The sequence below is a fragment of the Solibacillus cecembensis genome (assembly GCF_050272495.1).
In the GTDB taxonomy this organism is placed as follows: Bacteria; Bacillota; Bacilli; order Bacillales_A; family Planococcaceae; genus Solibacillus; species Solibacillus cecembensis.
This window is the reverse complement of record NZ_JBNNMF010000031.1, coordinates 1-26,853: the sequence shown is the minus strand read 5'-3', so window position 1 is coordinate 26,853 and position 26,853 is coordinate 1. Positions and strand designations below refer to the sequence as shown.

Below are 26,853 nucleotides of genomic sequence, written 5' to 3'. Positions count from 1 at the left end.
GTTTCAAATATTTCAATTGATTGATCATGCTAAAAGATAAATTGATTCAAAGTGAGCTCTAACTAATCCTTAAATTCCACCAAACAATTTTCACAAATACAAGCCTTTTCACGATCAGACGGTAACTGGTCGAAAATCGCTTTTGGGAAGCCGACATGAAAACACCAACATGTTTCTGTTGAAGGGTTGTCAGTCATCCCGCAATGGTTATCTTTCTGACAGAGTGGGCAAAGTTTGGCTTGTCGAACTTCTACTATCATAAGCAATCACCTTTTCTTTTTTTAATTTGACTTCATTATATCGTCAACCTTTTCAAAATCTCAACATCTACTACAATGAACAAACAATCTTTTAGTAGGAGTGAATGGTTGTGGCGAAAAGTAAACGTGGAAAAGTATTAAATCGACTGCCATCGAATGGGCGAGGCGATTGTCCTTTATGTACTCGGAAAAGAGTGAAGTTATTGTATCCCCATAAATTAGAACCCACTATAACCGTTCAAGTGTGTAAATTCTGTCGAAATAAATAAATCACCAAAAGTACATCGCTTTTCATAGGCGATGTTTTTTGTTTGTAATGACAAAAATAAGTCAGTAGGTTTACGATTGAAATTTCTAGGCTATCGTTACAATATAAACTCAAACAGGGGAGTGATTTTTTGTTACATTACACACGCAAAGGTTCTGGAAAGGTGCTTGTATTAATCCATGGTTTTCTTGGTGGCATTGCCATTTTCGATAAAATCATCGAGCCGTTAACACAAAAATTTGATGTGATCGCTGTTGATTTACCTGGACATGGACAAAGTGAGCTAGGGGAGGACAAGGATTACACGATTCAGCGCTATGCAGAGGAGATTGTCGAAGTACTTCTAAAAGAAAATGTGGAAAGTGCATATTGGTTAGGTCACTCTATGGGTGGTTATATTACTTTAGCAGTATTAGAAAAGAAGCTCTTTCCGATTGATAAAGCCATTTTACTTTATTCTTCTGATGCAGCTGATACACAAGAAGCCATTGAAAAAAGAACGAAGCAACAGTATGAAATCCATGAATCTGGTGTTGGTTCATTTGTAGATGGCATTATTGAAAATTTTTTAGCACCTGATGCGAAAACAGATGATATATTGTTCGCGAAGGAAATAGCGTATGAAGCAACATCTGACGGGTTAATTGCCGCGCTAGGAGCGATGATGACGCGCACGGACCAGCGTGAACTCGTTGCTAATATTGAGATTCCATTACTCATTATCGAGGGTGAGCAGGATCAAGCGGTAAAGCCGATTGAAACGTATAATCGTCACGTTCAAAAAGTAACGACGAATACGGGTCACCTAGGTATGCTTGAAGACTCGAAAGCTGTCATTCAAGCCATCCGTGAGTTTTTGTAAAACGAAGGGGAAGCGGATATCCGAATTCCCCCCTCATTTATTGCTCCAATCATTGAAACTGCTTTCTTAATAAGTAACAATACCATTCAAACTTATCATTCTTCTCAAGATTAGACACTAAGCCTAGAACAATGGCTGCACGCGCCGTGTCACTTTGAAGCTCCTCAATTAATAACTGAGCGGATTCTTTTTCAAGCTTATTAGAGGAATAAGTACATGCTTGCTGAAGCCCTTGGATAATTTCTACAACAGGAGGAATGGACTCACTTGCATGCGGTAGGGAAATTGGCTTTTTCAAAAACACGAGTTCACTATTCATCGCTAAAATGGTCGTTTTCTCCACTAATGTTTCGGCAAGTTTTTGAATATCGATATGCTGTTTGCTTTCAAATAGCATTTGCGCATAGGAATGGACCATACCATTTACGACCACAACCAAATCATATTGCTTTTCTTCAATTTGATTTCCAAAAACATCAAATAGTAACTTTGTTAAATTACCATTCGCCATTTCGACAAAAAAATGAACCTTTTCAATCAATTTTTCACTGATTGTCGTGGATCGTTCACGCATGAGAATCTCAGCAAATCCTGTGTATTGGGATAGAATTGTAAAGGTTTTTACAAAATAAACGTATAATTTATCCGTTTGATTTGCCGTTTCACTGACTGCATGGTCAACATCCATAATAATATTGCTCATAAAGTATTCAATGATGGCAATGATTAGTTCGTCTTTTGATTTAAAGGATAAATAAAATGCGCCTTTTGAAATACCACAATGCTCTGTAATTTGCTGAACAGATGTTGCTTCAATTCCTTTGGCCGCAAATAATTCAATCGCAGCATCAATAATAATTTGTTTTTTTGTCATAATATTTATATACCCCTTTGAATTGACAGTTGACCGATTAGTCATTATTATAAAATGGTAATGTTAGTAAGTCAAGAAAGGTAAGGTGGAACAGTGAACGGTTTAGTGAATTTTGTCATAAAGAATAAATTGGCGGTATGGTTATTGACGTTAATCATCACGTTTTCAGGAATTTATTCTGCAACGCGTATGAAAATGGAATCCATTCCAGATATTTCAATCCCATTCTTAATCGTAATGGGCGTTTATCCTGGTGCAACACCAGAACAGGTAATGGATGATGTTTCCGTACCATTTGAAAAAGCAATTGAAAGTTTAGAAGACGTAAAGGGTGTGTACTCAACTTCTTCGTCAAACGTATCTCAAGTTCAAGTAGAATATGAGTACGGCGTAGATATGGATGAAAAGAAGCGCCAATTAGAGTCGGCGTTAGATAATATTACATTACCTAAAGATGTACAGAAGCCAACAGTTATGGCGATTAGTATGAACATGATGCCTGTTGTTGCGCTATCAATCAGCAGCACAGAAGAAAATATTGTTGAGTTAACATCGACAGTGGAAGATATAATTCTACCAAAAATCAATAAAATTGACGGGGTAGCATCTGCATCGATTACTGGTCAACATATTGAAGAAGTTGCCTTCACATATGATGAAAAGAAAATGGCAGACCTTGGTTTAACAGAGGATTCCGTGAAACAAATGATTCAAGCAAGTGATTTAGCTATTTCACTAGGTTTATATGAATTTAAAGATGGAGAACAAGCCGTTGCAATTGATGGTAAGTTCAAAACAATGGAAGACTTAAAAGAAATGCTTATTCCTGTTACACCATCTGCAGCAAATCCAGAACCGTTCGTGAAATTAGGGGATATTGCTGACATTAAAACAGTTGGTAAAGTGCAATCTGTTTCACGTACAAACGGTAAAGACGCGATTGCGATTCAAATCGTAAAAGGGCAAGATGCCAATACGGTGACGGTTGTAAATGCTGTGAAAGAGTTAATTAAAGATGAAGAAAAATTAATCAAAGGTTTACAAGTGGATATTTCACTTGACCAAGGAAAGCCGATTGAGGATTCTGTTTTCACAATGATTGAGAAAGCAGTATTTGGTGGCTTAATTGCGATCCTAATTATTTTATTATTCCTACGTGACTTTAAATCTACTATTATTTCGATTATTTCGATTCCAGTTTCAGTATTTATGGCATTACTATTACTAAACTGGTTAGATATTACGTTAAATATTATGACGCTCGGTGCCATCACGGTCGCGATTGGTCGTGTTATTGATGACTCCATCGTCGTCGTCGAAAATATTTACCGACGTATGCATTTGAAAGATGAAAAACTCCAAGGGCGCGCACTAATTCGTGAAGCAACGATTGAAATGTTCAAACCAATCTTTTCTTCAACATTAGTAACAGTAGCTGTATTCGCACCACTTATTTTTGTTGGTGGTATGGTAAGTGAATTATTCATGCCATTTGCCTTAACAATGACATTTGCATTATTTGCGTCATTAATCGTTGCAGTTACAATCGTACCAGCACTTTCGCACTTCTTATTCCGCAAGAAAATTTACGGGGTAAAAGAAGAAAGTCAGCATAAAGAAGTTGGGAAATTAGCGATTGCTTACCGTAACTTCCTAGAAAAATGTTTAAATCATAAATGGATTACTTCAATTGTTGCCGTGGCAATGCTTGTTGGATCATTAATGCTAACACCATTAATTGGCTTTAGCTTCATGGGCTCACAAGAAGAGAAGACGATGTATTTAACTTATGCGCCAGGCACAGGTGAACTAATTGATAATACATTAGCGAATATTGAAACGGTTGAAAAAGAATTATTAAAACGTGACGATATTGATATTATTCAATTATCTGTGACAACAGAAGCATCAACAGATCCATCTGCTATGATGATGGGCGGCAGTGCTGGTAGCGGATTAATGTTCTTAATTTTCGACCCAGAAATGCCAGCTGAAAAATTCACAAAAGCGAAAAAGGAAGTAGAAGACTATATTTTCAACATCGGTCAATCGGGTGAGTGGAAAACGCAAAACTTCGGAATGGGTGGCATGTCTTCTAATGAAGTAAGCTACACGCTTTACAGTGAAGATTTAGATAAATTACGTACAGCGGTTTCGCAAGTAGAGGGCGCATTACAAGGGATTAAAGGTTTAGAGGACATTAAATCAAATGCTTCAAACCCATATGTTGAACATGTGTTAAAAGTGGATCAACAAGACGTTTTACAATATGGTTTAACAACAGCTCAAATTTTAATGGCATTACAAGCGGATACGTCAAAAGAAGTGTTAACAACAGTAGAAAGTAACGGTGAAGACATTAATGTTGTTGTACAACGTGATGCAAAAACAAGTGCAGCTTCGATTGATGAATTATTAAAAACACCAGTCCAAACAGCAATGGGTACTACAATGACTCTTGGTGAGTTAGTAAAAGTAGAAGAAGGCACAACATTAACTTCTTTATCACGTCAAAAAGGTGAATTCTTTGCGACGGTTACAGGTACAATTACAGATAAAGATATTTCAAAAGCCACTTCGGCTGCCGATAAAAAAATGGCTGACTTAGATTTACCAAAAGGCGTAACAACAGGTGTTGGTGGGGTTGCAGCGGATATGGCTGAAACTTTCACACAGCTTGCGTTAGCTATGGTAGCAGCTATTGCTATTGTTTACTTCATTTTAGTTGTAACATTCGGTGAGGGCTTAGCACCATTTGCCATTCTGTTCTCATTACCATTCGCGGTAATCGGTTCATGGGTTGGCTTATGGGCATCAGGTCAAACGATTTCGGTTTCTGTATTAATGGGGCTACTCATGTTAATTGGTATTGTCGTGACGAATGCGATTGTACTCGTCGACCGCATTATTCATATGGAGCAAGCTGGTATGAACATGCGTGATGCGATTTTAGAAGCGGGCGCAACGCGATTACGACCGATTTTAATGACAGCAATCGCGACAATTGGGGCTATGCTTCCAATGGCATTTGGCGGTGCTGGTGGTGGTTTAATTTCACAAGATTTAGCGATCACAGTAATCGGTGGTTTAATATCTTCGACAGTATTAACGTTAATTGTCGTACCAATTGTGTATGAACTATTATCAAAAATGCTGAAGAAAAATCGTAAAGATGTAAAAGATAACTAAGAGTTAATGAGCAGCCTGTGAATATATTTATTCGCAGGCTGTTTTTTTGAATAAAACTCTACGGAGCGTTTGTTGTCATGCGATTTAAGGTACATTATGATAGAAGCAGTAGGAGGGATTACACGTGGATAATGAAAAAATTGGTAAGCTGATCTATCAATTGCGGAAGGAAAAAGGGCTGACTCAAAAACAACTAGCAGATGAAATGCATCTTTCCGACCGCACCATTTCGAAATGGGAGCGCGGGTATGGTTGTCCAGATATTACGTTGTTACCGCAATTATCAGCCCTCCTAGAAGTACCCATTGAAGATTTATTAGATGGGGAAGTCACAATGAATGAAATCGTAGGAGGAAATATGAAAAAATCACTTTATTATGTATGTCCGAATTGCACGAACATTGGGCTTGCAACAGGGAATTTTACGGTGTCATGCTGCGGAAGAAAGCTTGAACCACTTGAAGCAAAAAAGGCAACAGATGCTGAAAAATTAAACGTTGAGATGATTGACAATGAATGGTTCATTTCCAGCGAACATCCAATGACAAAGGAACATTATATTTCGTTTGTAGCCTTTGCGACAGGCGAACAAATTCAATTGATCAAACAATACCCTGAATGGGGTTTGAACGTAAGACTACCGAAGAAAAAACTTGGTCAAATGTTATGGTACGATACGAATGATGGGTTGTTTTATCAGTATATTCGATAGCATTCGCCCATTATATGTAAAAATAAAATAAAAGATGGAGAACATAATTATGAACATCCTAAAAATTAACGACGTAGATTTGGCCTATGACAGTTTCGGTAACGAAAATGACAAAGCTATTCTCCTAATTGCCGGTCTTGGAACACAGATGATTAGATGGTCGGATTCATTTTGTAAGATATTAGTAGCGCGGGGCTTTCGCGTCATTCGCTTTGACAATCGTGATGTAGGTTGCTCGTCGCACTTTAGCCATTATCCGACACTGGATTTTAACTCACTATCGTTTGCTCTTATGTCAGGACAGCAACCTGATATACCTTATACTCTCCATGACATGGCCAAAGATGCTATCGGACTGCTCGACGCACTATCAATTGACCAAGCTCACTTTATTGGTAGGTCGATGGGTGGAATGATTGCTCAAATTGTAGCTAGTGAGTATCCTGAACGGGTTTTATCACTTACATCCATTATGTCCAGTACCGGTAATCCCGCACTTCCGCAAACGTCCCCAGAAATCATGGCGATGATGACTAAACCGGCGCCGAACCCCTTTGAGGATGAAGCAGGATTTTTGGCGCACAAGCTCTCTTTTGCCAAACGCATCGCCGGCACCGGTTATCCGTTTGAAGAGGATGCTTATCGGACGCTCATTCTTGAGGAAGTCCAGAGAGCCTACGTTCCTGGTAGTGTCGGACGACAAATAGCTGCTATGGCTGTCGCCGGTGACCGGCGTCCGCGGCTTGCGACTATAAAAGTACCAGTACTTGTCATTCATGGGGTGGATGATCCCCTAATCGACCCAGCGTGTGGCGAGGACACGGCTTCTGCCATCCCCGGCGCCGAGCTCATGTTGGTTGAGGGAATGGGGCATGACCTGCCGCACCAACTGTACAAAGTAATCGCTGATGGCATAGAGCGAACGGCTCGTCGGAACTGACACGCGCTACCGGAATAGCAACTAGCTAGAGTTTCACGGTATCCCGCAGGAGAAGGGATGTAGCGTTCCAAGAAAAGTTAAAATAGCCTTGTTAGAACAATCTAACAAGGCTATTTGTGTTTCTCATTAACTCTTTATTAGGATGAATTACATTGGAATCTTTATTAGGGCAGAGAAATGGGCTAGTTAATGAAGAAATTTGGCGAAAAAAACGTGGTTTGGCTAGTTACTCCCCCAATTCGGCTAGTTTACGATATATTTTGGCGAGTAACGCTTAAAATTGGCTAGTTACTGCAGGAAAACAGGAAAATCTATTGAAGAATTCGCCGTCTCCCATAGCAAGACGCGCAATATAGTCAAGCACACATTTTAATGAGGAGCTGAAATATCTAATTTTTATTATGAATACCATTCAAAGTTTGAACATAGATTAAAAATTGAACAGCGTTTAAAAAAGTGTTGCAATTTGGAAAATAGACAGCTAAAATAAAAATTAATTCAGAATTTACAGAAAATAGATTTTAGATGTTAAGGAGGATTAATAATATATGAAAGCAAATTTTCTAACAAAAGAGCATGAGATGTTTCGGGAAGCACTTCAAAAAATGCTCCAAAAAGAAGCGTATCCATATTACGAAAAATGGGAAGAAAAACGTGATATCCCACGTGAATTTTGGTTAAAGCTAGGTGAAAATGGCTTCTTACTTCCTTGGGTGGACGAACAGTATGGTGGTTTGGGACTTGATTTCTCTTACTCTATGATTTTAACCGAAGAATTAGAAAGAGTAGGGGTTGGTTTAGCGAGTGGAATCTGTTTGCATTCCGATATTGTAAGCCCTTACATCTCAGCGTATGGCACGGAGCAACAAAAACAAAAGTGGCTACCAAAGAGCGTTACAGGTGAATATATATCCGCAATCGCCATGACAGAGCCTGGTGCTGGTTCGGATTTAGCAGGTATTAAAACAAATGCACGTAAAGACGGGAATCACTATATTTTAAACGGAGAAAAAACATTCATTACAAATGGCATGCACGCAGATTACGTCGTTGTTGTTTGTAAAACAGATCCCCATGCACAACCAGCGTACCGTGGAATTAGTTTGCTCATTGTTGAGAATGGTACAGCAGGGTTCAAACGAGGGAAAAAGTTAAATAAAATTGGCATGCATTCCGGGGATACAGCAGAGCTTATTTTTGAAGATGTAAAAGTACCTGTCGAAAACTTGCTCGGTGAAGAAGGAAAAGGCTTTTATTACTTAATGGAAAAACTGCAGCAAGAACGTCTTGTCGTAGCGCTTCAAGTTCAAGTAGAGGCAGAAGAAATGCTGAAACTGACAATTGATTATGTGAAAGAACGGAAAGCTTTCGGTAGCCGCATTGCCGATTTTCAAAATACACAATTTAAACTTGCTGAAATGGCGACAGAAATTGACATGGGCAGAACCTATGTGAATACTCTGACCGAAAAACATATACATGGCGAGGATATCGTCAAGGAAGTATCGATGGCCAAATGGTGGATTAGTGAAATGGCGAAACGAGTAGCAGCCGAATGCCTTCAACTCCACGGTGGTTATGGCTATATGGAGGAATATGAAATTGCTCGTAGGTATCGCGATATTTCCGTAACGTCTATTTACGCCGGGACAACCGAAATTATGAAAGGCATTATCGCAAAAAAAATACTGTCTTAGGAGGTTGAAAATGAAACTCTCTGAGAAAAAAATCTTAAAGAAAAAAGAACAAATTTTATTATCCGCCATTACTATTGTTAATCGGAGAGGTTATGACGGTGCAACAATGGAAGAAATTGCGGCAGAAATGTTGATGACGAAGGGCTCATTATATTATTACTTTAAAAATAAAGGCGATTTAATGTACCAATGTCATAAACTTGTGCTCGCGCAAGCAACTGGGGAGCTTGAGGAAGAGTTACAAGGGGAGGGCACCGCGGAAAAAATTCTTCGGAAAATGGTCGCCACACATATCAACTATGCGGTGGAGGAAAAAGAAACATTCAACATGATTATCGAGCCAAAACAAATGTTTAATCCAGAACAAATTGAACCTGTGCTGAAATTACGTAAACATTACTCTAGTTTGTTTGACCAAGCGATTGAAAAGGGTGTCGCTGTAGGGGAATTTCATGTGAAAGAGCCGATTATTGTCCGAATGATCATACTTGGCGCGATGAATTGGATTCAACAATGGTATAGCGCGACTGGGAGAATGGCAAAGGAAGAGCTCAAACAGCATTTTGCAGACTATGTTATTAAATTATTGAAATAAAGGGGAGATTACTATGTTACTACCTGAATTATTCGGAAATTATGCGAAAAATCAACCGGACAAGGTGTTTACTTCTTATAACGGACGTGAGTGGACGTATGATTCATTTTATGAAAAGGCGAAAAGAGTTGCGGCTTACTTTCAATCAAAAGGCTATGAGAAGGAAGATATTATTGCGCTTTATTCATTAAACACAGATATATTTTTAGTATGCTATTTCGGTCTGCAATTAGGTGGATTTTCCGTTATGCCCGTCAATACGAAGCTCGCTGCCCCTGAGGTGGAATATATTTTCAATCATTCAGAAGCAAAGTCACTTATTTATGATGTACGAATTGAAAATATCATTAACGAAACGCAGCATGTCTTCCATGAAAAGCTGGCAATCGGTGGGGATGATCAGCTTGGAAAAATTCTTGAAGATGAATCACTTCACTTTTCACCTGTGCCATTAGGGGAGCATGATACGTCCGTTATTATGTACACATCTGGAACAACTGGAAAACCAAAAGGAGTTATGTTGACGCATCGAAATATCATTGCAGCTGGGGAAGTTTGGTCCGAAGTAATGGATATTACGGAAAATGATCGGATGCTTGTGTCCACGCCATTATTCCATTGTGCAGCAGCGCATGTATTCGTTGTCCCAGTCACGTATAAAGGGGGCACAATTATTATTGAAGAGGCCTTTTCTACTGACAAAACATTAGCACTTTTACAAAATGCAGAGCCGACGATGTTTTTCGGTGTTCCAGCCATGTATACAATCCTGTTGAATTTGCCGCATATAAAGGAAATTGAGCTTCCAACATTGCGTTTATTCGGTTATGGCGCGGCTCCAATGCCTTACGAAATTTTGAAGAAATTAAAAGAAACCTTCCCAAATATTAAAGTACAAAACTTGTATGGTCAAACGGAAAATGCACCTGCTGCTTCTTCTCTAAAAGACCATTATGCACTAAGTAAAATCGGCTCAGTCGGTGAACCACTTCCACAAACGGAAGTACGGGTAGTCGATGAGTACGGCAATTCACTACCTATTGGACAAGTTGGAGAAATCGTCGTAAAAGGTGCTCAAGTCATGAAAGGCTATTTAAAAAATGAAGAAGAAACAGCACGCGCGATTAAAGACGGCTGGCTATACTCAGGTGATTTAGGGCGATTCGACGAGGATGGGCTTCTGTATATTGTCGACCGCAAAAAAGACATGATTATACGAGGCGGGGAAAATGTTTACCCCGTTGAAGTGGAAGAAGTACTCTATCAAATTCCTGAACTATTAGAAGCGGCAGTAGTCGGTGTACCGCATCCAGTGTACGGGGAAGTACCTAAAGCATATGCGGTTTTGAAGGAAGGAAAAACGATAACTGAAGCACAAGTGAAGGACTACCTAGGAACGCAAATCGCGAAATATAAAGTGCCAATGGAAGTAGAATTCCTGAATGAATTACCGAGAAATGCTTCGGGGAAAGTGTTGAAGCATACATTGGGCCCGAAAGAGGATGTTGGTGTGTGAGGTAAAGTGATTGATTCAAAAAAGGAGGAACATTAAACAATGACTAATGTATATATAATCGACGGAGCAAGAACAGCATTTACTGCATTTGGAGGGTCTTTTTCGAGTGTAGGGGCTACAGAACTTGGCGCAGCGACAGCGGTTGAAGCAATGAAGCGTGCCAATATACAACCGAATCAAGTAGATCATGTCATTTACGGAAATGTCATTCATAGTAGTGAAAGTGCATCGTACTTGGCGCGTCATATCGGGCTTCATGCAGGTGTACCACAAGAAGTTCCCGCTTTAACATTGAATCGATTATGTGGTTCAGGGATGCAAGCCATTGTAACAGGCGCGCAGCACATCTTACTTGGTGAAGCACAAATTGTGTTAGCGGGTGGGGCAGAAAATATGTCACAATCGCCATATGCGAACTTTGAACAACGATTCGGCGGGGCAAAAATGGGTGCATTGAAATTTCAAGACATGCTGCAATCGACGTTAACTGATCAATATACAGGAAGCGGTATGGGGCTAACAGCGGAAAAATTAGCTGAACAGTATGAGATTTCCCGTGAAGAACAAGATGCGTTTGCCATTGAATCCAATCAACGTGCCGCACAAGCACAGCAAGACGGAATATTTGCAGAAGAAATTGTGCCGGTAGAAGTAAAAACACGAAAAGGGACTATCCTGATAGATAAAGATGAACATATTAAACCACAAGTAAATGCAGAAGGAATGGCGAAACTTCGACCTGCATTTAAACAAGATGGAACCGTGACAGCTGGTAATGCTTCGGGAATTAATGATGGCGCGGCATCCATTGTTATAGCCGGTGAAGATGCCGTGCAAAATCACGGATTAAAACCTTTAGCACGCATTGTTTCTTGGGGTGTAGTTGGCGTCGATCCAACAATTATGGGCATTGGTCCTGTGCCAGCTATCAAACAAGCATTGGAACGAGCGAACCTGACAATTGACGATATTGATGTATTTGAAGTAAATGAAGCGTTCGCCGCGCAATTTTTAGCAGTTGAAAAAGAACTTGGATTAAATCGTTCCAAAACAAATATCCATGGTGGAGCAATTGCGCTTGGCCATCCTGTAGGTGCAAGTGGCGCACGGGTATTATTGTCAGCGGCCTATGAACTAAAACGTCGCAATGGAAAATATGCAGTCGCAAGTCTTTGTATCGGTGGTGGACAAGGGATTGCAGTGGTCATTGAACATACAGAAAACTAGTCAATTGAAGGTAGGTGAGAGAGCTTGAAAATAGGAGTTATCGGGTCAGGCATCATGGGAAATGGCATCGCCCAAACATTTGCCATGGCAGGATATGATGTCATACTTAGTGACCTTAATGAGGAGGCAATAACGAGAGCACGTGAAGTCATTGCTGTAAATATTGAAAGAGTGTTAAAAAAGCATGACAGCATGCAAAGTGGCAATGAAATTCTCCAACGTATTCAGTTTACTACCGAAAAGAATGCATTAGCAGATACGGATTTAATTGTAGAAGCGATTATTGAAAATATGGAAATGAAAAAGGCGATTTTCAAAGAGTTAGATGAAATTTGTGCGCAAAAGACGATTTTTGCATCCAATACTTCCAGTTACTCAATTACAGAAATTGCAGCTGCAACTACGCGTCCTGATCGTGTGTGCGGTATGCATTTCTTTAATCCAGTTCCGGTCATGAAGCTCGTCGAAGTGATTCGTGGGGAATCCACTTCAGATGAAACAATCGCCTTTGTTCAACAATTAGCAACGCAAATAGGGAAAGAAAGTATTACGGTGACCGATGCACCATTATTCGTTGTCAATCGCATACTCGTACCGATGATTAGTGAAGCGATTTTTGTCTTAGATGAAGGTATTGCAACCGCTGAAGATATTGATAAAGGGATGGTTTTAGGGACAAATCAACCAATTGGCCCGTTAAAGCTTGCGGATATGATCGGCTTGGATACGTTACTGTATGTTCAAGAGACACTGCTAAATGAAACCGGGGATTCGAAATATCGCATTCCACAATCGTTGAAAAAGCTCGTACGTGCAGGGCATTATGGACGAAAAACAGGGCAAGGGTTTTATCGCTATAGTTAGTGGTGAAAATAATTTATCAAAAAGCTTATTGGACAGGGCGTTTCTGATTCCAATAAGCTTTTTGTGTAGTGATTGATTGGCAGTTGATTGTTGTAGGTTGTAATTTGAAAAAAGGTAGTATGCTCACACTAAAGATATAAGCCTAGTAATTCGATATCAATCTGTTCTTAATCGCGAATACATATTAATGTCAATAAAGTTCCCTTTAGATATTTCGTACTGTCTAAAAGTTCCTTCAAATGTGAAATTAAGTTTTTGTAAAACCTTGATAGAATTCACATTCGCAGGTTCTACCTTTGCTTCGATTCTATTTAGTTTCAAAGTTTCGAATGCATAAGTAAACAATGCACTTATACCTTCTGGAGCATACCCCATGCCCCAATAGGCTTTAGCTAGGTCATAGCCAATTTCAGCCTTAGCATTCTCAAAGTCTATAAAATTGAACCCACACGTACCTATTATTTCGTTGGATTTTCGTTCAATCATGCTGAACCGAATTGCTTCATTCGTCTGAGCCAAACCTTCAAAAAGTTCAATCATTTCTTTTGCTTGAACTTCTTGTGTAAAGCTAGAAATATTCATGAATTTCGTTACATCTGGATCAGACCAAATTTTAAACAAGCTAGGTGAGTGTGAAACTTCCATTCTTCTTAAATACATTCTTTCAGTGTTTAGTTCTTTTATCATTTCTTTTTCCTCCAATATTTTTGATCGATTAGATTAAAAATATCGCTATCTGCGCATAATTCAGTCCCTTCAAAGCTGTATCGTTTAATAAAACCAAGAGTAACAAATTATAGGGTCATTAGCAAATACCCTTAGCCACGTTACTATTTGAGGAAGCGCCTATGAAAATTTAGGATCAATTTGATTTTGAACTTTCTTTGTTAGTTTTTCAAAAACTAGCTGATACGAATGAAGAATTAGATTTTCTATCATATCATCGGATAAATCTGAATCTAAATAAATAGAGTTCCAGTGCGTCTTATTCATATAATAACCTGGAATAATACCTGGATAAGTTTCTCGTAATTCTTCCGCACGAGCGGGGTCACATTTTAAAGTGATGATAGGCTTCCTGTCAACATCTCCTCCCATCATTGCAAACATCTTTCCGCCAACATGATAACGATCCGCTTGCCAGTCTACTTGGTAATCATGTGTTGTTCCAGGTAGTGTGAGACAAAAAGATTGAAGTTTAGATTTTTCCATTTAACAAACTCCTTTTATAATTCGAAACTCGAATTCGATTACATTCATTATAATCAATAAGTTATGAATTTCACTAATATTATAGTGAAAATTGCGACTTTAATTGGTATGAGGAAGTTGATGTCACACTGTTCCCCTAAAATTTTCCTTGTACTTTAAATACGTCAACGTAAAAGCCATACCACAAATAATGATAAACCAAGGACTGCTAAATCTTAAAAGGGCAAATGGCGTTTCAAATAAAAAGGCGAATAACAAAATAATAAACACTTTAGCTTAAGAATGTTTTAAGCAACTTATTCCGTGTTATATAATGAATTAAAGTGAATAGTGGCGAATCAATGGGCTACGAAAAATATGAACGTATATACAATGAGTTAGAGGTATTAAAGGTATTACAATTGAAGCTCGTATTTTAGCTGCAGGTCAAAATGATGTTACCTATGGGCTTAATGAAATGATGTCAGCTGAGGTAAAAGCGCAATATGATGCGATTAATCCAGATGAAATTGCGGATGAGGAATTATTTGAGTGATGGAATCAAAAAGTTTCCTTGAAGTTTATCAAATCGCAGGAAAACAATTAGGGCAGATGTAAAGGTTATTTATTATTGTAGAAACTTTTTCAAAGCAACTATATCTGATGTAAACGAGGGAATTGAAATTGAAAAAAAGAATGGTTATCGGATTTTCTATAACGCTAGGGCTTGCCATCAGTATTTATTTTGTTGCTGATCAATATATAGTAGAAACAAAAAACATTCATGGCGGCATGATGGCTTCATATGATAATTATGAAGAACGCCTTAATGGAAGCGATCTAGTCGTTATTGCGGAGTTAGTTGATGAACCTGAAAATGTATTGACACCTTATGGAGGCGGTTATCCAGACGGTCACCATGTAAGCAAAATAAAAATCTCTCAGCTCATTAAAGGAAACAATGAACTCGGCCAAAAGATAATCGATATTAGGGAGCCTTATTATATAATGGAGAAAGGACTATCACCTGGTAAATACGATGTCTTTTATGGCGACTATACAAAAATGGAACAAGGGAATAAATATTTACTGTTTCTCGGCTGGACCGAAAAGTGGGGACAGCATGGTATTGCATCTGCTCATGAAGGGAAATTTAATTTAGACGGCAAAGATAAAGTAGAACAAAAAATGATTCAGGAAAATGACAAGTTACAAAAATTAAGAAAAGACATTTTTAACCACGAAGAGATTTCTAAATTTATTGAGTAAAATGAGATTTTTCTAATGGACACTTTTTTCTATGCCTTCCGCAAACGAACCGTGGAGGGCTTTTATGGTGCACCGTGAGCGCATTCGAAACAGGTAACTACCCGCAAAGTAGATTCTTGATGCGTCTCACATTGCAACTTTTTTATTTATGGCAGTGGGTAAGCGGGGGATATGTAAAAAAAACCGGCAAAAAAATGTTTGCCGGTTTAGGATGGATTAACTTAATTTGTTTCGTTTTCGTTCGCATTATTTGCAAACTGTCCAGAAGCTTGATTTTTGTTTGCTTCTGCTTGTTGGAGTTGTTGTTTGACTTGGTTAACGTCCGTCTCACTTCCGAATTCTTCATTCATTGCATTCGAAGTTCCAAATTGTCCAGAAGCTTGATTTTTATTCGCTTCTGCTTGTTGAAGTTGTTGTTTGACTTGGTTAACATCGGTCTCCATGCCGAATTCTTCGTTCATTGAGTTCATGGCATTCGGAGTTGCAAAACGACCAGAAGCTTGATTTTTGTTCGCTTCTGCTTGCTGGATTTTTTGTCTGATTTGTTTAACATATTCGTTGTTGTTATTATTTTGCATGTATTTCACCTCCCGAATTTAGTCTGTTCAGAAGTTTTTTTATTATCCTTAAAATTTTTTAATTTGAAAAATTGTTTTAAGTATACACCAATACTTAAAACAATTGAAATGCTAAAAAGACTTGGGAAGCTTTTGTGAATGAGTGTTCTGCAGTTAAGCCAAAACAAGGGCACACACTGTATTATTTGGAGGGGATTTAGTTTGCTACAATTGACCTAAACGTGTAGTAGATATAGTTTCTTCAAAAAAAAAATCACCTATTAAAAGGTGATTTTAAACAAGATTAACTTTAAGCTCTCTTTGAATGAACAGCACACCTAGTCCATACACGATAGAAATAGCTAAAGGTACAAGCGTGAATGCATGATCGACAAAGAAGCCACCTAAGATTAGAGCAGAAAAACAGGCTCCCAAAGTCACAAATAAATAAGCTTTACTTTTATAAATCCACATGTAAGGAAGAAAATGAGAGCCTGCAAGTAAACCGATTGTGAAGGGTAGGTATTCCGGTATATTCATATATACAATAATAAATACAGGTATATAAAACGCTTGAGGAGCCGCAACTATCCCGATTAAAGTACCTAATGGATTGCCAGTAGCGTTAATATTAACACCAAGCATTTTACTAATCAGAATTCCAAAAGGAAAAATAGCACCTAAGCCAAATATCCATATTAATTGCACAACTTCTATTGGAAAAACTAATGGCATTAGGGTGAAAATTAAAAAGATAATAGCTCCAGACAGTAAAATGGGAAATCCTTTCTTGGTTTCAAATATGACTTCCTTTTGTAAATTCTCAAGTGTTTTACTCATAAATTAACCCCTTTATTAAATTACTATAATCTTCCTAATACCATACCAATATTTTACTATATTTACTATAACTATTTAAATAAAATGCCTAGATTTAATGAACTTTTCGTATAAACTATGCGGAAGTTAAAGGACAACAAAGCCGCAGAAGTAGACTACTGAACTACTTTAAGGATTAAAAGAAATATATTATTTCGTAAAAAAGAAGATATAAACGAATTCAAGACAAGCATTTGAAGAAGCTAGTCAATGTCGTAAAAAATAAACGTACACTCTTTGGGTTCACTCAGAAAATAATGGTTAATCTATTTTGCAATTTCATCTGAATTTCTATAGCTGCAACCGATTAAAAAAAGTATAGTACCGCTTAATTAAGTGCTAGTGCTAGTCAAAATCAAAGTACCAACTTGCGCATAATTCATTAATTTAATTCCGGAATTATTAGGCTATTGTGAAATTTGAAGTGGTTGAGTATTTTTTATTCTCGATGTAAAAAAATATTGGCGATTTAGTTGGTGAACGATAGATAACAAGCAATTGGAACAAAAAAAAGACCTGAGCTCCCACCCAAATCAGCATAACTATACAGATCAATTATAGTAAGTATGTTTGAAGTTCTCTAAAGTATCGAACGGAAAAATTCATAGAATCCCATATTCATAGGTATCGCCCATACAAAGAAACCTAGTAATGTAATTGGACCAAGGAAAAAATTGAATATCTTTTGGGGCAAGAGTTTTTCAAAAACCATTTTGTAAATTATTCCACAAACAACCATAACAATAGGGAGTAATAACATCGATGAGATGCGGAAGTGTATTTTTTACATTTTTGAATTTTGAAAAGTTTGGCTGAAATATTTAGGGAAGTGGACCACTCACTTTTAGCTATATAGCCCTTTATTATGAGGACTTCCAATAGGTGAATGTAAAGCCCCATCAGAAATCGAGGGGCTTTTATTATGCTATCCCAATGAGACATTATCAGATGTATTAGTTATGAGGTGTTTACTTCATTCGGCTTGGGTTAATTGTTTGATACAATAAGACCAAATCTGGGGTGGTGCCTGTTTTTTATTGTTTGAACCCCTTGACCCCAAGAACTCTGGATTAAGAAATCAACTCCTTAATATATAAAGTTAATCTTTTATTGGCAGATTGAACCTGTTTTTATACCCGTAGGACCGTTAAATCCTGGGATTGTAGCAACGACCATATTGGTTGCTATTTTTATGACAGACACAGTATTGTCAGCTTGATTTGTGACATATGCAAATGTTCCATCAGGCAAGATAGTTACTTGGTCAGGAGATAATCCTACAGGGATTGTAGCGATTACCGTATTTGTTCCTGTATTTATGACTGATACAGTATTACCGCCTTTATTTACAATGTAGACACGTGTTCCATCAGGTGTAATTGCTGTTCCAACAGGTCCTGCTCCAACAGGGATTGTATTAATGACTGCGTTTGTTGCTACATCAATGACAGATACTGTGCCATTATTTTCGTTTGTTACGTAAGCAAATTGTCCGCTCGGAGTGAAAACGATTGATCTTGGGCGCAATCCCACAATGATTGTATTAACCACGGTATTAGTTGCTGTATTTATGACTGATACTGTACCTGAATTTTCGTTTGCAACGTAAGCAAACGCACCGTTCGGAGTAAAAGCGATACCTTGGGGTTGGAGGCCTACTGGAATAGTAGCAGATACGGTATTAGTTGCAGTATTTATGACTGATATAGTGTTAGATCCATGATTTGATACATAAGCAAGTACTCCATTTGGTGAAACCGCAACACCAAGAGGATTAACTCCTACCGGAATGGTAGCGATTGGAGTGTTAGTTGCAGTACTAAAAACTGTTACATTATTCGATAAGAAAGCTGGAACATAACCAAGTGTTCCATTTGGTGAAATCGCTACTTCTAGTGGACCAGTTCCAACTGGAATGGTTGCGACAATAGTATTTGTCGCTGTATCAATTACTGAAACTCTATTATCAGGAGTATCTAACTGTCCAGCGTCTGTAACATATACGAGAAAATTACAATTTGGTGGTATAGGTAAAAATGGCTCTGTACAAAAACACAGACAACACCCACACTCACACTTACAACAACAACAACAACAACAACAACGACAACGACAATTTGGGTTTGATTTAAACTTAAACCTTTTATAAAATTTAATATCTTTCTCCATTTTGGTCTTCCTTTCTTTAATATATTAATACTATATGCAAATATTTTTAAGTTTCTTGTATGAATTACCTAAATCAAATACTTCTGATAAGTGTCGAGTGGTTGATTAAATTAGTTTCCAAGTAGATTGTTTTATTCCCAAATTATTGTGTTTGCAAGTGTTTTTTTATAGAAATATCTTTCTAACTATATTAAGTTGAAATCATATATTTATATTTGGTAAAGAGAGGTATTGGAATAAGGATTTAGTTTTTAAATTTAGACGATACATATTATTAAGAAGTGATAAGGATTGGGTGATGTTACCAAAAAAGTGGTTAGGAGACTTGTGGAAAAAACCGAAAATACTTTTGCATCAAAAAGAGATCAACCAAAAGTCTACGCAAGGATAGTTTCAATGATTTCAGTGTAATAGATTCCCATTTGATTTATGATTGTGTGGGGGGATATTGAATGAAAAAACAAATGCATCTATACGGTCATGACTTTGAAGTTATAGTAATAAAGGAAGAACTGTTTTTCGGTAAATACAGAGCGACTGTGAATTATTTGCAGTACCCAGATCATTTCGGATTTGATTTTGGTTTTACTGAAGAAGAAGCGATTGACAAAACGGTTAGAAAAATATTAGCTACAAGTCCATTAGAATCTTTAAAGCATTTATATTAATTATCAAACTAAACATCCTTCTGGGTGTTTTTTATTTTGCGTAGCAACTAGCACAATGAGGTGATTACAAAACAAACAAATGGCCTGGAGGTGGTGTTTATGAGGTATGGCTAGACCGAGAAATACGAAGCGTGATGAAGCGTTTCAAATATGGCTCGAAAGCAAGGGGCAAATGCTCCTGAAAGATATTGCAGAACAATTAGATCTATCTGATTCCCAAATTCGTAAGTGGAAGAACCAAGTTACTAAACGAACGAGGGGCACGGTGCACCTAAGCAAAATCAGAACGCTACCACACATGGTTTTTTCGCTAAATTCCTACCAGAAGAAACGTTAGAAATCATGGAAGCGATGAATGAGCGTTCTCCCGCCGATTTAATTTGGGATCAATCCAAATACAATATGCTGCAATTATTCGTACTCAGCGGATAATGGTGCGTTCCTAGAGAACGTCATCGATATGGCCAACAATAAATATCGTAATGCTGGTGTTGCAGATATCCGCAAAGTTCCTACACCATTTAAACCATTAAAAACAACAGGGAATAGAGTGACGGGACATTTCGAAAAACCAACATAGGTGGATTAATCAGGTATTTATAACGGCAAATCAATTATTTTTGATGCAAAACAGACGGCGTTAACTAATTTCCCGCTTGATAATCTATCAGAGCACGAATGCGGGTGGGAGAAAATCGATTGCACAAGAGGTGAAAAGTAAAGATGGGTATGTGCTGCATTATTTGGAGGCTGTATAGCCAATATCGGAGGACACCTTGCCCTAGTGGAATTATCGCTTTAGACGATTAAAAAACAGATCATGTAGATTATGTAATGACTCAAGAATAGCAGCAATTATGACAAAAATAAAAATATCGCTATTGATTACATCACTTAATGTATTATGTTCTGCGAGTACAAACTGGAAATATGTTTCAACCGCAATTAATGTATATATGCCAAATTTCAAAACATTAAATAGACTATCGATAGCATTTAACAATGAGTCCACTCCCTTAATAATTTTATATTATCAATATATTCTTCATATGAAATCAAAATGTGTCGGGGAAGGAAGTTATCTTGGTTAGGCGTGATATAGCACTTAGCCAGTATTGTTGTGATAAAACATGCCATCGAGCTTGGGCGATCATGGGGAAATATATGTAATAGTATTAATGAAATTATTAAAAGGATCACTTATTTAAAAGTGACCCTTTAAGGTAATGAAGAAGAGGTTGGTAAAGTTAAATCACTTTACACTATATACTATGATTTGAGAGTTAACTGAAATAGCCGTGTACCTATATTATTAATAGAAAAATAAAAGCCACAGGGATGCATTTAATGAATTAGATGTTGAACGCTACGAAATCATTGCTACGTTGGACAGTAAGACGAGCGACATTTGTCAGTCGATGGATGGAAAGGTTTTCAAATTGGCTGATTTTGAACCGGGTATAACAGCTAATCCTTTTCATCCCTATTGCCGTACCACTACTTGTCCGTTTTTCGATGATGAGTTCGATTTATCTCAACGTGCTGCACGTGGAAAAGACCGCAAGATTTATAATATTGATAGCAATATTAAATTTCCGGAATGGGAAGAAAAGCTCGTGTCATAGAATGTGATATATATTATTGGGGGTGAACCTAATTATGGATTATATTGTACATTTAAACGACTTCAAACCATATAAGGTAAAATCGGTGAATCTGATTGAAATAAAAGAAGGGTCATACTTCCTTTATGATGAAAAAGGAAATGTATTGCTTACCGTACCAAGAGACAAGGTTAAATGCATATTGAGCAAAGATATTATCGAAAAATAATTATCCAAAGTCACTCATTTAAATAGAGTGGCTTTTTATTATGTCTTTTGTTTGTAGACATTAAAGAACGAACTTTATTAATCCCACTAAGGAGGCTATTACAATGACGAAAGAACAATTAATTGCGCTAGGACTTACACGCAAGCAGTATTAGATGGTTACGGTCAGACGTTGCTACAAAGCGATTTTGACAATACAGTCAATGAGCTCCAAATAGCGAACGATACCATCGCGGACCGTGACACGCAACTTGAAGGTTTAAAGGATGTAGATGCTCCAGGACTTCAAGAGAAAATCACTAACCTACAGCAAGAAAATGCGCAATCGAAATTAGATCATGCCAAACAGCTAAAAGACGAGCGCTTATCTACTGCTTTAAAATTAACTCTTACAGGTAAAGTGCATGATGTTGACTTAGTTTTAGGCCTTATCGACAAAGAACAAATTGAGCTAGATGAAAAAGGGAATATCACAAAGGGACTGGATGAGCAACGTAAAACATTACAAGAATCAAAGTCCTTTTTGTTTGTTCCTGAAAAAGAAGAAAAGAAGCTTGAAATTAAAGGGTGGATTCCTGCCGGTGGTGACAATGGCACAGGTGGTGAGTTAGATGCAGGAAGTGCATTTGCTAAACAATTCAACGAAAAAGGTGCTGTCGGTTCAGATGCGCCGAATCCTTGGGAATAAAATTAATTAAAGGTAGGGCATACACATGCCATATGTAAAAGGTGTAGCAAATTATAACCGAATTAACTTTTTAGTATCTTCAAAGGTGCAATCATTTACAACATTAGTGAGTGATACTGGTCTAGCTACAGATGCCAACGGAAAGAAAATTGTACGAGCTGGTACTGTGTTACCTGCAAACGATGCAACAGCAAAAGGTATTTTGCATAACGATGTAGATGTAACACATGGCCCGCAACCAGGAGCGCTAATTGTAGAGGCTTATATCTTAGAAGCTCGTATGCACACGGCTCCAACAGAAGAAGCAAAAACTGCATTAAAAGAAATTAAATTTCGTTAATTGAAAGGTGGAAAATTAATATGCCAGATATTTTAGAGTTATTTGCCCATAAAACAGTTCATAGTTATTTAAAGGAGCGTAAAATCACGCCATTCTTAGGTGAAACGCTATTCCCAGAAGTGAAGCACGACACACTTGAATTTGAATATTTAGTAGGTGAGAGCAATCTTCCTGTTGCTTCTAAAATTCATGCTTTTGATAAAGAAGCGGAAATTGGTTCTGTTGAATTCGGTGAACAAGCACTTGAAGCTGCTTACATTTGCTTATGTGTATCGTACAGCTAAATAATTGACAAAGACCAAGCTAGATCTAGAGGCATCGTTTTTTTTTATCATTTTATAAAATAATGTAGATTAAAAGGATAATCGTTTCTTTATGAAGAAGTAATAGTTGAGTAGAATAAGACTTTTTATTTAGATAAGGAGCTAATAATGAAAAAACTAACAACTTTACTTTTGATATTAGCATGTATCATACCAACAATTATGAACATAAATGTCACTGTTAACAACAGAATCAATGTTTTTAAATGTAACAGGGACGAATAAATGATAATGACCAGCAAAGCTAAATTAGCCGAGCTGGTATTTTTTATTTTACACTTGCCAAAACAGAAACGTTTGTTCTATTATAAACACAAACAAACGTTCTTATTGAGGGTGCAGAAGATGAAAGAGCAATTAATAAAAGTGATGCAACGAAATCAATTAATCGATTTAATGTATATATCTAAAGATAGTTCTATTTCAAAACGTCGTATTAAGATCATCAAATTGGTTGGAGATAAATTTCAAGCATATTGTTTCTTGAAACAAGCTAAACGTACTTTTATTATCGATAACGCGTTAGCCATTGCTCCGGTCGTTTATAAAGAAGGGGCTGTTATCTAATGTTAAGTATCGAACAACGCCAACTAGTACACGAGTACTTAGTATTAGATTTAGCAGTTCAATCACTTCAAACAGACTATAATAAGATGGAACAAACTGAACAAATGAAAATGAAAGCAATCTATTTACCGATTATAGATAACTTATTAACAAGCGTACGAAATGAATATCTTAACGCTAAACGTCTTCTGGCTAAAGATAAAATTCGTGTTGTAAAATGGGTTAAAATTGACGAGCATTTTAGTGATGTGATAGTAGCGACAGCTGGTGAAGATATAACTATACGTTACGCTAACCGAGCAATTAAAACACATGTGGAAAATATGCTTTTGAGTTTAACAAGCAATTGTTTATGTTACTTTATTTATAGGGATAGCGTCAGATTTATGCGGATTTACAATGTTAAGAAATATACATGATTTTATTCATTAAAGTCGATCGTGCAGCTGTGTCCCGAATAACACTAAGATATTGCTATAACTGACTTTTGAAGAAAGTGCATAAAATATCGTATAAACAATGTTCAACCAAAAAGCCACGAAACGTTGTTTTTAACAACATTTGTGGCTTGATGGACGATTCCCAAGCTTTCATTTGGGAACGTTATTATGTTTATTTATGTATATGTTATAAATCCTTGTTGCACGAAAGCATACCTTTAGCTGAATAAGAAAAGTGACAGACAATTTATTTATTAAACTTCAAGTCTTACACTCGGTTATTTTCCCCAAGGCTGTTCACCATATCTTTTAAGCACCACGACTTCACCATCATTTTTTTTCAATCGATTATAAACATACTTAATTTTGTATTCATTGTATTTTTCTAATTCAATTTTATCGTAAAAATCCTTTGATAATAACAACTCACGTTCATCAATTAAAAGATAGTTTTTACCGTCTTTCTCTATAATGTTTTGTACGTCAATTTTAACTGTTTTTTCAATTAGAACATCACTAAGAGTATAAAAACCTGCTGCAAATACTCCTATAAAAATGAATAATACAAAGATTACGAATAACTTACTTTTACTCAATTGGCTCACCTCATCAATATCGGTATTTAATACCAACTATAATCTATTTATACCAAAATTTCAAAACTACCCCAATTATTTATTGCATTAAACTGCTCCGTTAGCCATACATGTAGCGGAAAACCCGCGCCACACCACAGAGAATGAAAGTTTATGACGTTCTTTCATAGGGGTTGAATAAGCTAAAGGAGCTCAATTTCTAGATTAAGATTTCCCAATTTCTCAATTAGTTTTTTTGCTTTACCATAAGGGTATTCTTCTATAAGTACATAAGGAAGACTCTTTAAACCTTTAATTAATTCAGAAGTGGGAATATTAAGTCCAAAAATACTCTTTATTCTAATTAAATCCTTAATTCCTCCGTCAAGAGTATTCACTACAACTACTTTACAGTTATAAGACCAATTAACATCTGTCTTTTCGTTTGTATTAATGTTTAGTCCACTTTTAATCCATTGAATTATATCTGTTGAAATTAATGAAGCATTTTTAGGGTTCATATCTCCAGAGTCAACAATTAGAATCTCTACTTTATTGGGTTCTTGTCTCATTAGTAGAACCCTACCACCACTATCATCACCAATAGCGATATAACCTGGTGCGTATTCAAACACTTCATAAGTTAAATTACGTTCAATAATCTCTTGTGTCCCATAAATATGAACTCCTTCGTCTGTAATAAATCCATCTGCATATCGAAGGAGAATCTTAAATACTTCAGGTAAGGAAAATCCTATCTCTAGCTCAACTTCGCAGACTTTTTTCTTGCTAACACCTTTGTTAACCATGCCGATGATCAAATTTGAAAAGTCCATTTTATCCTCCTAAAGTACATCTATTTTCCCGAATAGCTTTTTGAATTAATTTGATTTTAACATTTATTATTGAACTAACTTGCTTCGTTAGTTTAAGTACATTATTTCACAATCTTTATAGTTGAATCAATTTCATAAATCATCTTTTTTTAGAGCTTAGACTTCTCCTGTGTAAAACTTACGTTTTAAAAAAATTATGCAGCTTCCTGTTGCTCTTGTAATTGTGCATTAATGCGATCGATTGCTAATTTGCAGGCATTATAAACAAACGTCACCAGGTTGAAATGTAACTTTGCTTTTCTACCTGTTCTGTGACGGACATTTTTTAATTGAAAGAATTGCTTTAAATAGGCATTTACTTTTTCAACGGCAGTGCGTTCTTTATAGAGATTTTTCCAGTATTCTGAACCTCTTGCTGGATACGTGTACTTGCGAATATCCGTTTCGCACTTGATTTTGTATACTTTTTGACAGAGCGTATCTTTTCTTAATGGACATGTTTCACATTCCTTTGGACGTGTGAATTTGAGTGTACGATATTTTTCGTCAAAGCTATCGTAACAGTAGCTATGTTCACGCACACATGTTGGTCGGAAATGCTGGTCAAAACCGATCACTTCGCCTTCTCGACGGACATTATAAGGAATGATGACACGCATGGTTTGATCAAGTGCTTGGCGATAAATAGGTTCGTAATCATAACCTGCATCAAAAATCGCGGTTGTAAAATGGTTCGGTACAAATTGCGCTACCTTTTTGAGTAACGGAATCGCCGCTTTACTATCACTTAAGTTGCCTGAAGACATCAGGCGAGCTACGATATATTGGCTTTTTGTGGACACAACTAGATGACCCTTAAATCCATACCAGAACGTTTTTTTACCATCACTATTTTTCTTGATGCCCCAGTTTGGCTTTATGGGAATGTCTTGCCAAAGCGTATTGAGTGGGATGGTTAATTGCGCCTCTAGCTTCTTTTCATAAGTCTTTTGTTTCGCTTCGATTTCTACTTGTTCGGCGAGCCAGGTAGCGTGTTCTTCTTTTGATTTACGTCCAAGCTTTTTGGATGGCATGACTTCCTTTTTTTTCAGAAGGCTTAGAGGCATCACGAGATTCAAAATGTGTTGCGTCAAAACCAAGGTGCTCATCATCAAAAAAACCTTCAGTAAAGGCTGTTTGAATGAGTTCATCCTGCATGTAATCCATCACATCTGATTCACTAATCACGCGAATCATACGTGAATAAGATGCCTCAGATGGAACGGCATCTGAGAATAGAAAACCGCAATCCAAATGGAATAAAGGATCATTGACTAAACGTTTAATTAAATCCTTTATTGTAGGAATACGTTCTACAATGCGAATGATGAGGGATTGAATCATGGCACCGTAGTTACATTCACGTGGAGCCCCACGCAATGACTTTTTCGAAAAGAGTTGAAAGATTGGTTGTACGTCGAAAGTGGCGAAAATCGCATCAAATCGGTGCGAACTTTCCATTTCGTATAATTCTTG

At 37.1% G+C, this 26,853-nt stretch carries 29 protein-coding genes and 3 pseudogenes; 21 read left to right on the top strand and 11 right to left on the bottom strand.

What is annotated here, in order from left to right:
* Nucleotides 1-62: 62 nt before the first annotated feature.
* A complete protein-coding gene (locus tag ACQKIH_RS20210; RefSeq protein WP_057983364.1) occupies nucleotides 63-260 on the bottom strand; it encodes a cysteine-rich CWC family protein in 198 nt (65 codons plus the stop codon).
* 398 nt (nucleotides 261-658) lie between these two features.
* Here ACQKIH_RS20210 and ACQKIH_RS20205 point away from each other — a divergent pair, with 398 nt between their 5' ends.
* Entirely contained in the window at nucleotides 659-1,390 is a 732-nt protein-coding gene (locus ACQKIH_RS20205; RefSeq protein ID WP_427768452.1) for an alpha/beta fold hydrolase, read from the top strand.
* A 49-nt stretch (nucleotides 1,391-1,439) separates the two neighbouring features.
* Here the strand turns inward: ACQKIH_RS20205 and ACQKIH_RS20200 are convergent, their stop codons facing one another.
* Nucleotides 1,440-2,264: a TetR/AcrR family transcriptional regulator gene (locus ACQKIH_RS20200; protein WP_427768450.1), complete on the bottom strand. Its 825-nt coding sequence runs from the start codon at nucleotides 2,262-2,264 to the stop codon at nucleotides 1,440-1,442.
* Between the two features lie 93 nt (nucleotides 2,265-2,357).
* Here ACQKIH_RS20200 and ACQKIH_RS20195 point away from each other — a divergent pair, with 93 nt between their 5' ends.
* From ACQKIH_RS20195 to ACQKIH_RS20160, 8 genes are all read left to right on the top strand, one after another.
* Entirely contained in the window at nucleotides 2,358-5,453 is a 3,096-nt protein-coding gene (locus ACQKIH_RS20195) for an efflux RND transporter permease subunit (protein ID WP_057983370.1), read from the top strand.
* 124 nt (nucleotides 5,454-5,577) lie between these two features.
* Entirely contained in the window at nucleotides 5,578-6,165 is a 588-nt protein-coding gene (locus tag ACQKIH_RS20190) for a helix-turn-helix domain-containing protein (protein ID WP_427768448.1), read from the top strand.
* 49 nt (nucleotides 6,166-6,214) lie between these two features.
* Nucleotides 6,215-7,105 (top strand): alpha/beta fold hydrolase, encoded by an 891-nt coding sequence (locus ACQKIH_RS20185; RefSeq protein WP_427768446.1) that lies wholly within the window; start codon nucleotides 6,215-6,217, stop codon nucleotides 7,103-7,105.
* A 548-nt stretch (nucleotides 7,106-7,653) separates the two neighbouring features.
* Nucleotides 7,654-8,802 carry an acyl-CoA dehydrogenase family protein gene (locus ACQKIH_RS20180; RefSeq protein WP_427768444.1) on the top strand — a complete coding sequence of 383 codons (1,149 nt, stop codon included), beginning with the start codon at nucleotides 7,654-7,656 and terminating at the stop codon, nucleotides 8,800-8,802.
* Nucleotides 8,803-8,812: 10 nt separating this feature from the next.
* Nucleotides 8,813-9,397 (top strand): TetR-type transcription factor C-terminal domain-containing protein, encoded by a 585-nt coding sequence (locus ACQKIH_RS20175; RefSeq protein ID WP_427768442.1) that lies wholly within the window; start codon nucleotides 8,813-8,815, stop codon nucleotides 9,395-9,397.
* Between the two features lie 13 nt (nucleotides 9,398-9,410).
* Nucleotides 9,411-10,913 (top strand): class I adenylate-forming enzyme family protein, encoded by a 1,503-nt coding sequence (locus ACQKIH_RS20170; RefSeq protein ID WP_427768439.1) that lies wholly within the window; start codon nucleotides 9,411-9,413, stop codon nucleotides 10,911-10,913.
* 39 nt (nucleotides 10,914-10,952) lie between these two features.
* Nucleotides 10,953-12,140 carry an acetyl-CoA C-acetyltransferase gene (locus tag ACQKIH_RS20165; protein WP_427768436.1) on the top strand — a complete coding sequence of 396 codons (1,188 nt, stop codon included), beginning with the start codon at nucleotides 10,953-10,955 and terminating at the stop codon, nucleotides 12,138-12,140.
* Nucleotides 12,141-12,164: 24 nt separating this feature from the next.
* On the top strand, nucleotides 12,165-13,004 hold the full coding sequence (locus tag ACQKIH_RS20160; protein ID WP_427768433.1) for a 3-hydroxyacyl-CoA dehydrogenase family protein: 840 nt from the start codon (nucleotides 12,165-12,167) through the stop codon (nucleotides 13,002-13,004).
* A 156-nt stretch (nucleotides 13,005-13,160) separates the two neighbouring features.
* On the opposite strand, the gene ACQKIH_RS20155 is transcribed toward ACQKIH_RS20160, so the two are convergent.
* Together ACQKIH_RS20155 and ACQKIH_RS20150 are read right to left on the bottom strand one after the other, a co-directional pair.
* Nucleotides 13,161-13,691 (bottom strand): GNAT family N-acetyltransferase, encoded by a 531-nt coding sequence (locus ACQKIH_RS20155; RefSeq protein WP_427768432.1) that lies wholly within the window; start codon nucleotides 13,689-13,691, stop codon nucleotides 13,161-13,163.
* A 159-nt stretch (nucleotides 13,692-13,850) separates the two neighbouring features.
* Nucleotides 13,851-14,216, bottom strand: coding sequence for an MmcQ/YjbR family DNA-binding protein (locus ACQKIH_RS20150; protein WP_057983380.1), 366 nt, complete (start codon nucleotides 14,214-14,216; stop codon nucleotides 13,851-13,853).
* A gap of 663 nt (nucleotides 14,217-14,879) precedes the next feature.
* On the opposite strand from ACQKIH_RS20150, the gene ACQKIH_RS20145 reads away from it, so the two are divergent.
* Nucleotides 14,880-15,464, top strand: a complete 585-nt coding sequence (locus ACQKIH_RS20145) for a hypothetical protein (RefSeq protein ID WP_427768431.1) — start codon at nucleotides 14,880-14,882, stop codon at nucleotides 15,462-15,464.
* A 221-nt stretch (nucleotides 15,465-15,685) separates the two neighbouring features.
* On the opposite strand, the gene ACQKIH_RS20140 is transcribed toward ACQKIH_RS20145, so the two are convergent.
* From ACQKIH_RS20140 to ACQKIH_RS20130, 3 genes are all read right to left on the bottom strand, one after another.
* Complete coding sequence (locus tag ACQKIH_RS20140; RefSeq protein WP_427768429.1) at nucleotides 15,686-16,042, bottom strand: gamma-type small acid-soluble spore protein; 357 nt, start codon at nucleotides 16,040-16,042, stop codon at nucleotides 15,686-15,688.
* 273 nt (nucleotides 16,043-16,315) lie between these two features.
* On the bottom strand, nucleotides 16,316-16,861 hold the full coding sequence (locus ACQKIH_RS20135) for a DUF7010 family protein (protein ID WP_057983383.1): 546 nt from the start codon (nucleotides 16,859-16,861) through the stop codon (nucleotides 16,316-16,318).
* A gap of 1,146 nt (nucleotides 16,862-18,007) precedes the next feature.
* On the bottom strand, nucleotides 18,008-18,850 hold the full coding sequence (locus ACQKIH_RS20130; RefSeq protein WP_427768479.1) for a beta-propeller fold lactonase family protein: 843 nt from the start codon (nucleotides 18,848-18,850) through the stop codon (nucleotides 18,008-18,010).
* On the opposite strand from ACQKIH_RS20130, the gene ACQKIH_RS20125 reads away from it, so the two are divergent.
* The 4 genes and pseudogenes from ACQKIH_RS20125 (at nucleotide 18,816) to ACQKIH_RS20110 (ending at nucleotide 20,458) form a co-directional block, all read left to right on the top strand.
* Nucleotides 18,816-19,049 (top strand): hypothetical protein, encoded by a 234-nt coding sequence (locus tag ACQKIH_RS20125; RefSeq protein ID WP_427768481.1) that lies wholly within the window; start codon nucleotides 18,816-18,818, stop codon nucleotides 19,047-19,049. The genes ACQKIH_RS20130 and ACQKIH_RS20125 overlap by 35 nt on opposite strands.
* 472 nt (nucleotides 19,050-19,521) lie before the next feature.
* Nucleotides 19,522-19,737 (top strand): hypothetical protein, encoded by a 216-nt coding sequence (locus ACQKIH_RS20120; protein ID WP_057983385.1) that lies wholly within the window; start codon nucleotides 19,522-19,524, stop codon nucleotides 19,735-19,737.
* 106 nt (nucleotides 19,738-19,843) lie between these two features.
* Nucleotides 19,844-20,171: pseudogene (locus ACQKIH_RS20115) on the top strand (phage terminase small subunit-related protein); the annotation flags it as partial.
* A 26-nt stretch (nucleotides 20,172-20,197) separates the two neighbouring features.
* Nucleotides 20,198-20,458: pseudogene (locus ACQKIH_RS20110) on the top strand (Holliday junction resolvase RecU).
* A gap of 69 nt (nucleotides 20,459-20,527) precedes the next feature.
* On the opposite strand, the gene ACQKIH_RS20105 reads toward ACQKIH_RS20110, so the two are convergent.
* Nucleotides 20,528-20,707, bottom strand: coding sequence for a hypothetical protein (locus ACQKIH_RS20105; RefSeq protein ID WP_427768427.1), 180 nt, complete (start codon nucleotides 20,705-20,707; stop codon nucleotides 20,528-20,530).
* A gap of 403 nt (nucleotides 20,708-21,110) precedes the next feature.
* Between ACQKIH_RS20105 and ACQKIH_RS20100 the strand changes: the two genes are divergently transcribed.
* The 7 genes from ACQKIH_RS20100 (at nucleotide 21,111) to ACQKIH_RS20070 (ending at nucleotide 23,906) form a co-directional block, all read left to right on the top strand.
* Complete coding sequence (locus ACQKIH_RS20100; protein ID WP_427768478.1) at nucleotides 21,111-21,362, top strand: minor capsid protein; 252 nt, start codon at nucleotides 21,111-21,113, stop codon at nucleotides 21,360-21,362.
* 34 nt (nucleotides 21,363-21,396) lie between these two features.
* Nucleotides 21,397-21,570, top strand: coding sequence for a hypothetical protein (locus tag ACQKIH_RS20095; RefSeq protein WP_160320431.1), 174 nt, complete (start codon nucleotides 21,397-21,399; stop codon nucleotides 21,568-21,570).
* A gap of 117 nt (nucleotides 21,571-21,687) precedes the next feature.
* Nucleotides 21,688-22,257 carry a phage scaffolding protein gene (locus ACQKIH_RS20090; RefSeq protein WP_427768475.1) on the top strand — a complete coding sequence of 190 codons (570 nt, stop codon included), beginning with the start codon at nucleotides 21,688-21,690 and terminating at the stop codon, nucleotides 22,255-22,257.
* A gap of 25 nt (nucleotides 22,258-22,282) precedes the next feature.
* Complete coding sequence (locus tag ACQKIH_RS20085; protein ID WP_427768425.1) at nucleotides 22,283-22,597, top strand: hypothetical protein; 315 nt, start codon at nucleotides 22,283-22,285, stop codon at nucleotides 22,595-22,597.
* Between the two features lie 20 nt (nucleotides 22,598-22,617).
* Nucleotides 22,618-22,881 (top strand): hypothetical protein, encoded by a 264-nt coding sequence (locus ACQKIH_RS20080; protein WP_427768423.1) that lies wholly within the window; start codon nucleotides 22,618-22,620, stop codon nucleotides 22,879-22,881.
* Between the two features lie 384 nt (nucleotides 22,882-23,265).
* On the top strand, nucleotides 23,266-23,487 hold the full coding sequence (locus tag ACQKIH_RS20075) for a transcriptional regulator (protein WP_427768421.1): 222 nt from the start codon (nucleotides 23,266-23,268) through the stop codon (nucleotides 23,485-23,487).
* Nucleotides 23,487-23,906 carry a YhjD family protein gene (locus tag ACQKIH_RS20070; protein ID WP_427768419.1) on the top strand — a complete coding sequence of 140 codons (420 nt, stop codon included), beginning with the start codon at nucleotides 23,487-23,489 and terminating at the stop codon, nucleotides 23,904-23,906. The genes ACQKIH_RS20075 and ACQKIH_RS20070 overlap by 1 nt, the downstream gene beginning before the upstream one ends.
* Nucleotides 23,907-24,205: 299 nt before the next feature.
* Here ACQKIH_RS20070 and ACQKIH_RS20065 read toward each other — a convergent pair whose 3' ends face one another.
* The 3 genes and pseudogenes from ACQKIH_RS20065 to ACQKIH_RS20055 form a co-directional block, all read right to left on the bottom strand.
* The gene (locus tag ACQKIH_RS20065) at nucleotides 24,206-24,532 is read right to left on the bottom strand and encodes a hypothetical protein (protein ID WP_427768474.1); all 327 of its coding nucleotides are present in this window, start codon (nucleotides 24,530-24,532) and stop codon (nucleotides 24,206-24,208) included.
* A gap of 173 nt (nucleotides 24,533-24,705) precedes the next feature.
* A complete protein-coding gene (locus ACQKIH_RS20060) occupies nucleotides 24,706-25,338 on the bottom strand; it encodes an SMI1/KNR4 family protein (protein ID WP_427768417.1) in 633 nt (210 codons plus the stop codon).
* A 194-nt stretch (nucleotides 25,339-25,532) separates the two neighbouring features.
* Nucleotides 25,533-26,853: pseudogene (locus ACQKIH_RS20055) on the bottom strand (transposase); the annotation flags it as partial.

Excerpts from the sequence above, each read along its gene's own strand:
- ACQKIH_RS20210 (WP_057983364.1), bottom strand. The coding sequence starts at position 260 with ATGATAGTAGAAGTTCGACAAGCCAAACTTTGCCCACTCTGTCAGAAA.
- ACQKIH_RS20140 (WP_427768429.1), bottom strand. The coding sequence starts at position 16,042 with ATGCAAAATAATAACAACAACGAATATGTTAAACAAATCAGACAAAAA.
- ACQKIH_RS20125 (WP_427768481.1), top strand. The coding sequence starts at position 18,816 with ATGGTTGCGACAATAGTATTTGTCGCTGTATCAATTACTGAAACTCTA.
- ACQKIH_RS20180 (WP_427768444.1), top strand. The coding sequence starts at position 7,654 with ATGAAAGCAAATTTTCTAACAAAAGAGCATGAGATGTTTCGGGAAGCA.
- ACQKIH_RS20085 (WP_427768425.1), top strand. The coding sequence starts at position 22,283 with ATGCCATATGTAAAAGGTGTAGCAAATTATAACCGAATTAACTTTTTA.
- ACQKIH_RS20200 (WP_427768450.1), bottom strand. The coding sequence starts at position 2,264 with ATGACAAAAAAACAAATTATTATTGATGCTGCGATTGAATTATTTGCG.
- ACQKIH_RS20175 (WP_427768442.1), top strand. The coding sequence starts at position 8,813 with ATGAAACTCTCTGAGAAAAAAATCTTAAAGAAAAAAGAACAAATTTTA.
- ACQKIH_RS20080 (WP_427768423.1), top strand. The coding sequence starts at position 22,618 with ATGCCAGATATTTTAGAGTTATTTGCCCATAAAACAGTTCATAGTTAT.
- ACQKIH_RS20135 (WP_057983383.1), bottom strand. The coding sequence starts at position 16,861 with ATGAGTAAAACACTTGAGAATTTACAAAAGGAAGTCATATTTGAAACC.
- ACQKIH_RS20075 (WP_427768421.1), top strand. The coding sequence starts at position 23,266 with ATGAAAGAGCAATTAATAAAAGTGATGCAACGAAATCAATTAATCGAT.
- ACQKIH_RS20155 (WP_427768432.1), bottom strand. The coding sequence starts at position 13,691 with ATGATAAAAGAACTAAACACTGAAAGAATGTATTTAAGAAGAATGGAA.
- ACQKIH_RS20095 (WP_160320431.1), top strand. The coding sequence starts at position 21,397 with ATGGATTATATTGTACATTTAAACGACTTCAAACCATATAAGGTAAAA.
- ACQKIH_RS20060 (WP_427768417.1), bottom strand. The coding sequence starts at position 25,338 with ATGGACTTTTCAAATTTGATCATCGGCATGGTTAACAAAGGTGTTAGC.
- ACQKIH_RS20165 (WP_427768436.1), top strand. The coding sequence starts at position 10,953 with ATGACTAATGTATATATAATCGACGGAGCAAGAACAGCATTTACTGCA.
- ACQKIH_RS20120 (WP_057983385.1), top strand. The coding sequence starts at position 19,522 with ATGAAAAAACAAATGCATCTATACGGTCATGACTTTGAAGTTATAGTA.
- ACQKIH_RS20150 (WP_057983380.1), bottom strand. The coding sequence starts at position 14,216 with ATGGAAAAATCTAAACTTCAATCTTTTTGTCTCACACTACCTGGAACA.
- ACQKIH_RS20070 (WP_427768419.1), top strand. The coding sequence starts at position 23,487 with ATGTTAAGTATCGAACAACGCCAACTAGTACACGAGTACTTAGTATTA.
- ACQKIH_RS20185 (WP_427768446.1), top strand. The coding sequence starts at position 6,215 with ATGAACATCCTAAAAATTAACGACGTAGATTTGGCCTATGACAGTTTC.
- ACQKIH_RS20170 (WP_427768439.1), top strand. The coding sequence starts at position 9,411 with ATGTTACTACCTGAATTATTCGGAAATTATGCGAAAAATCAACCGGAC.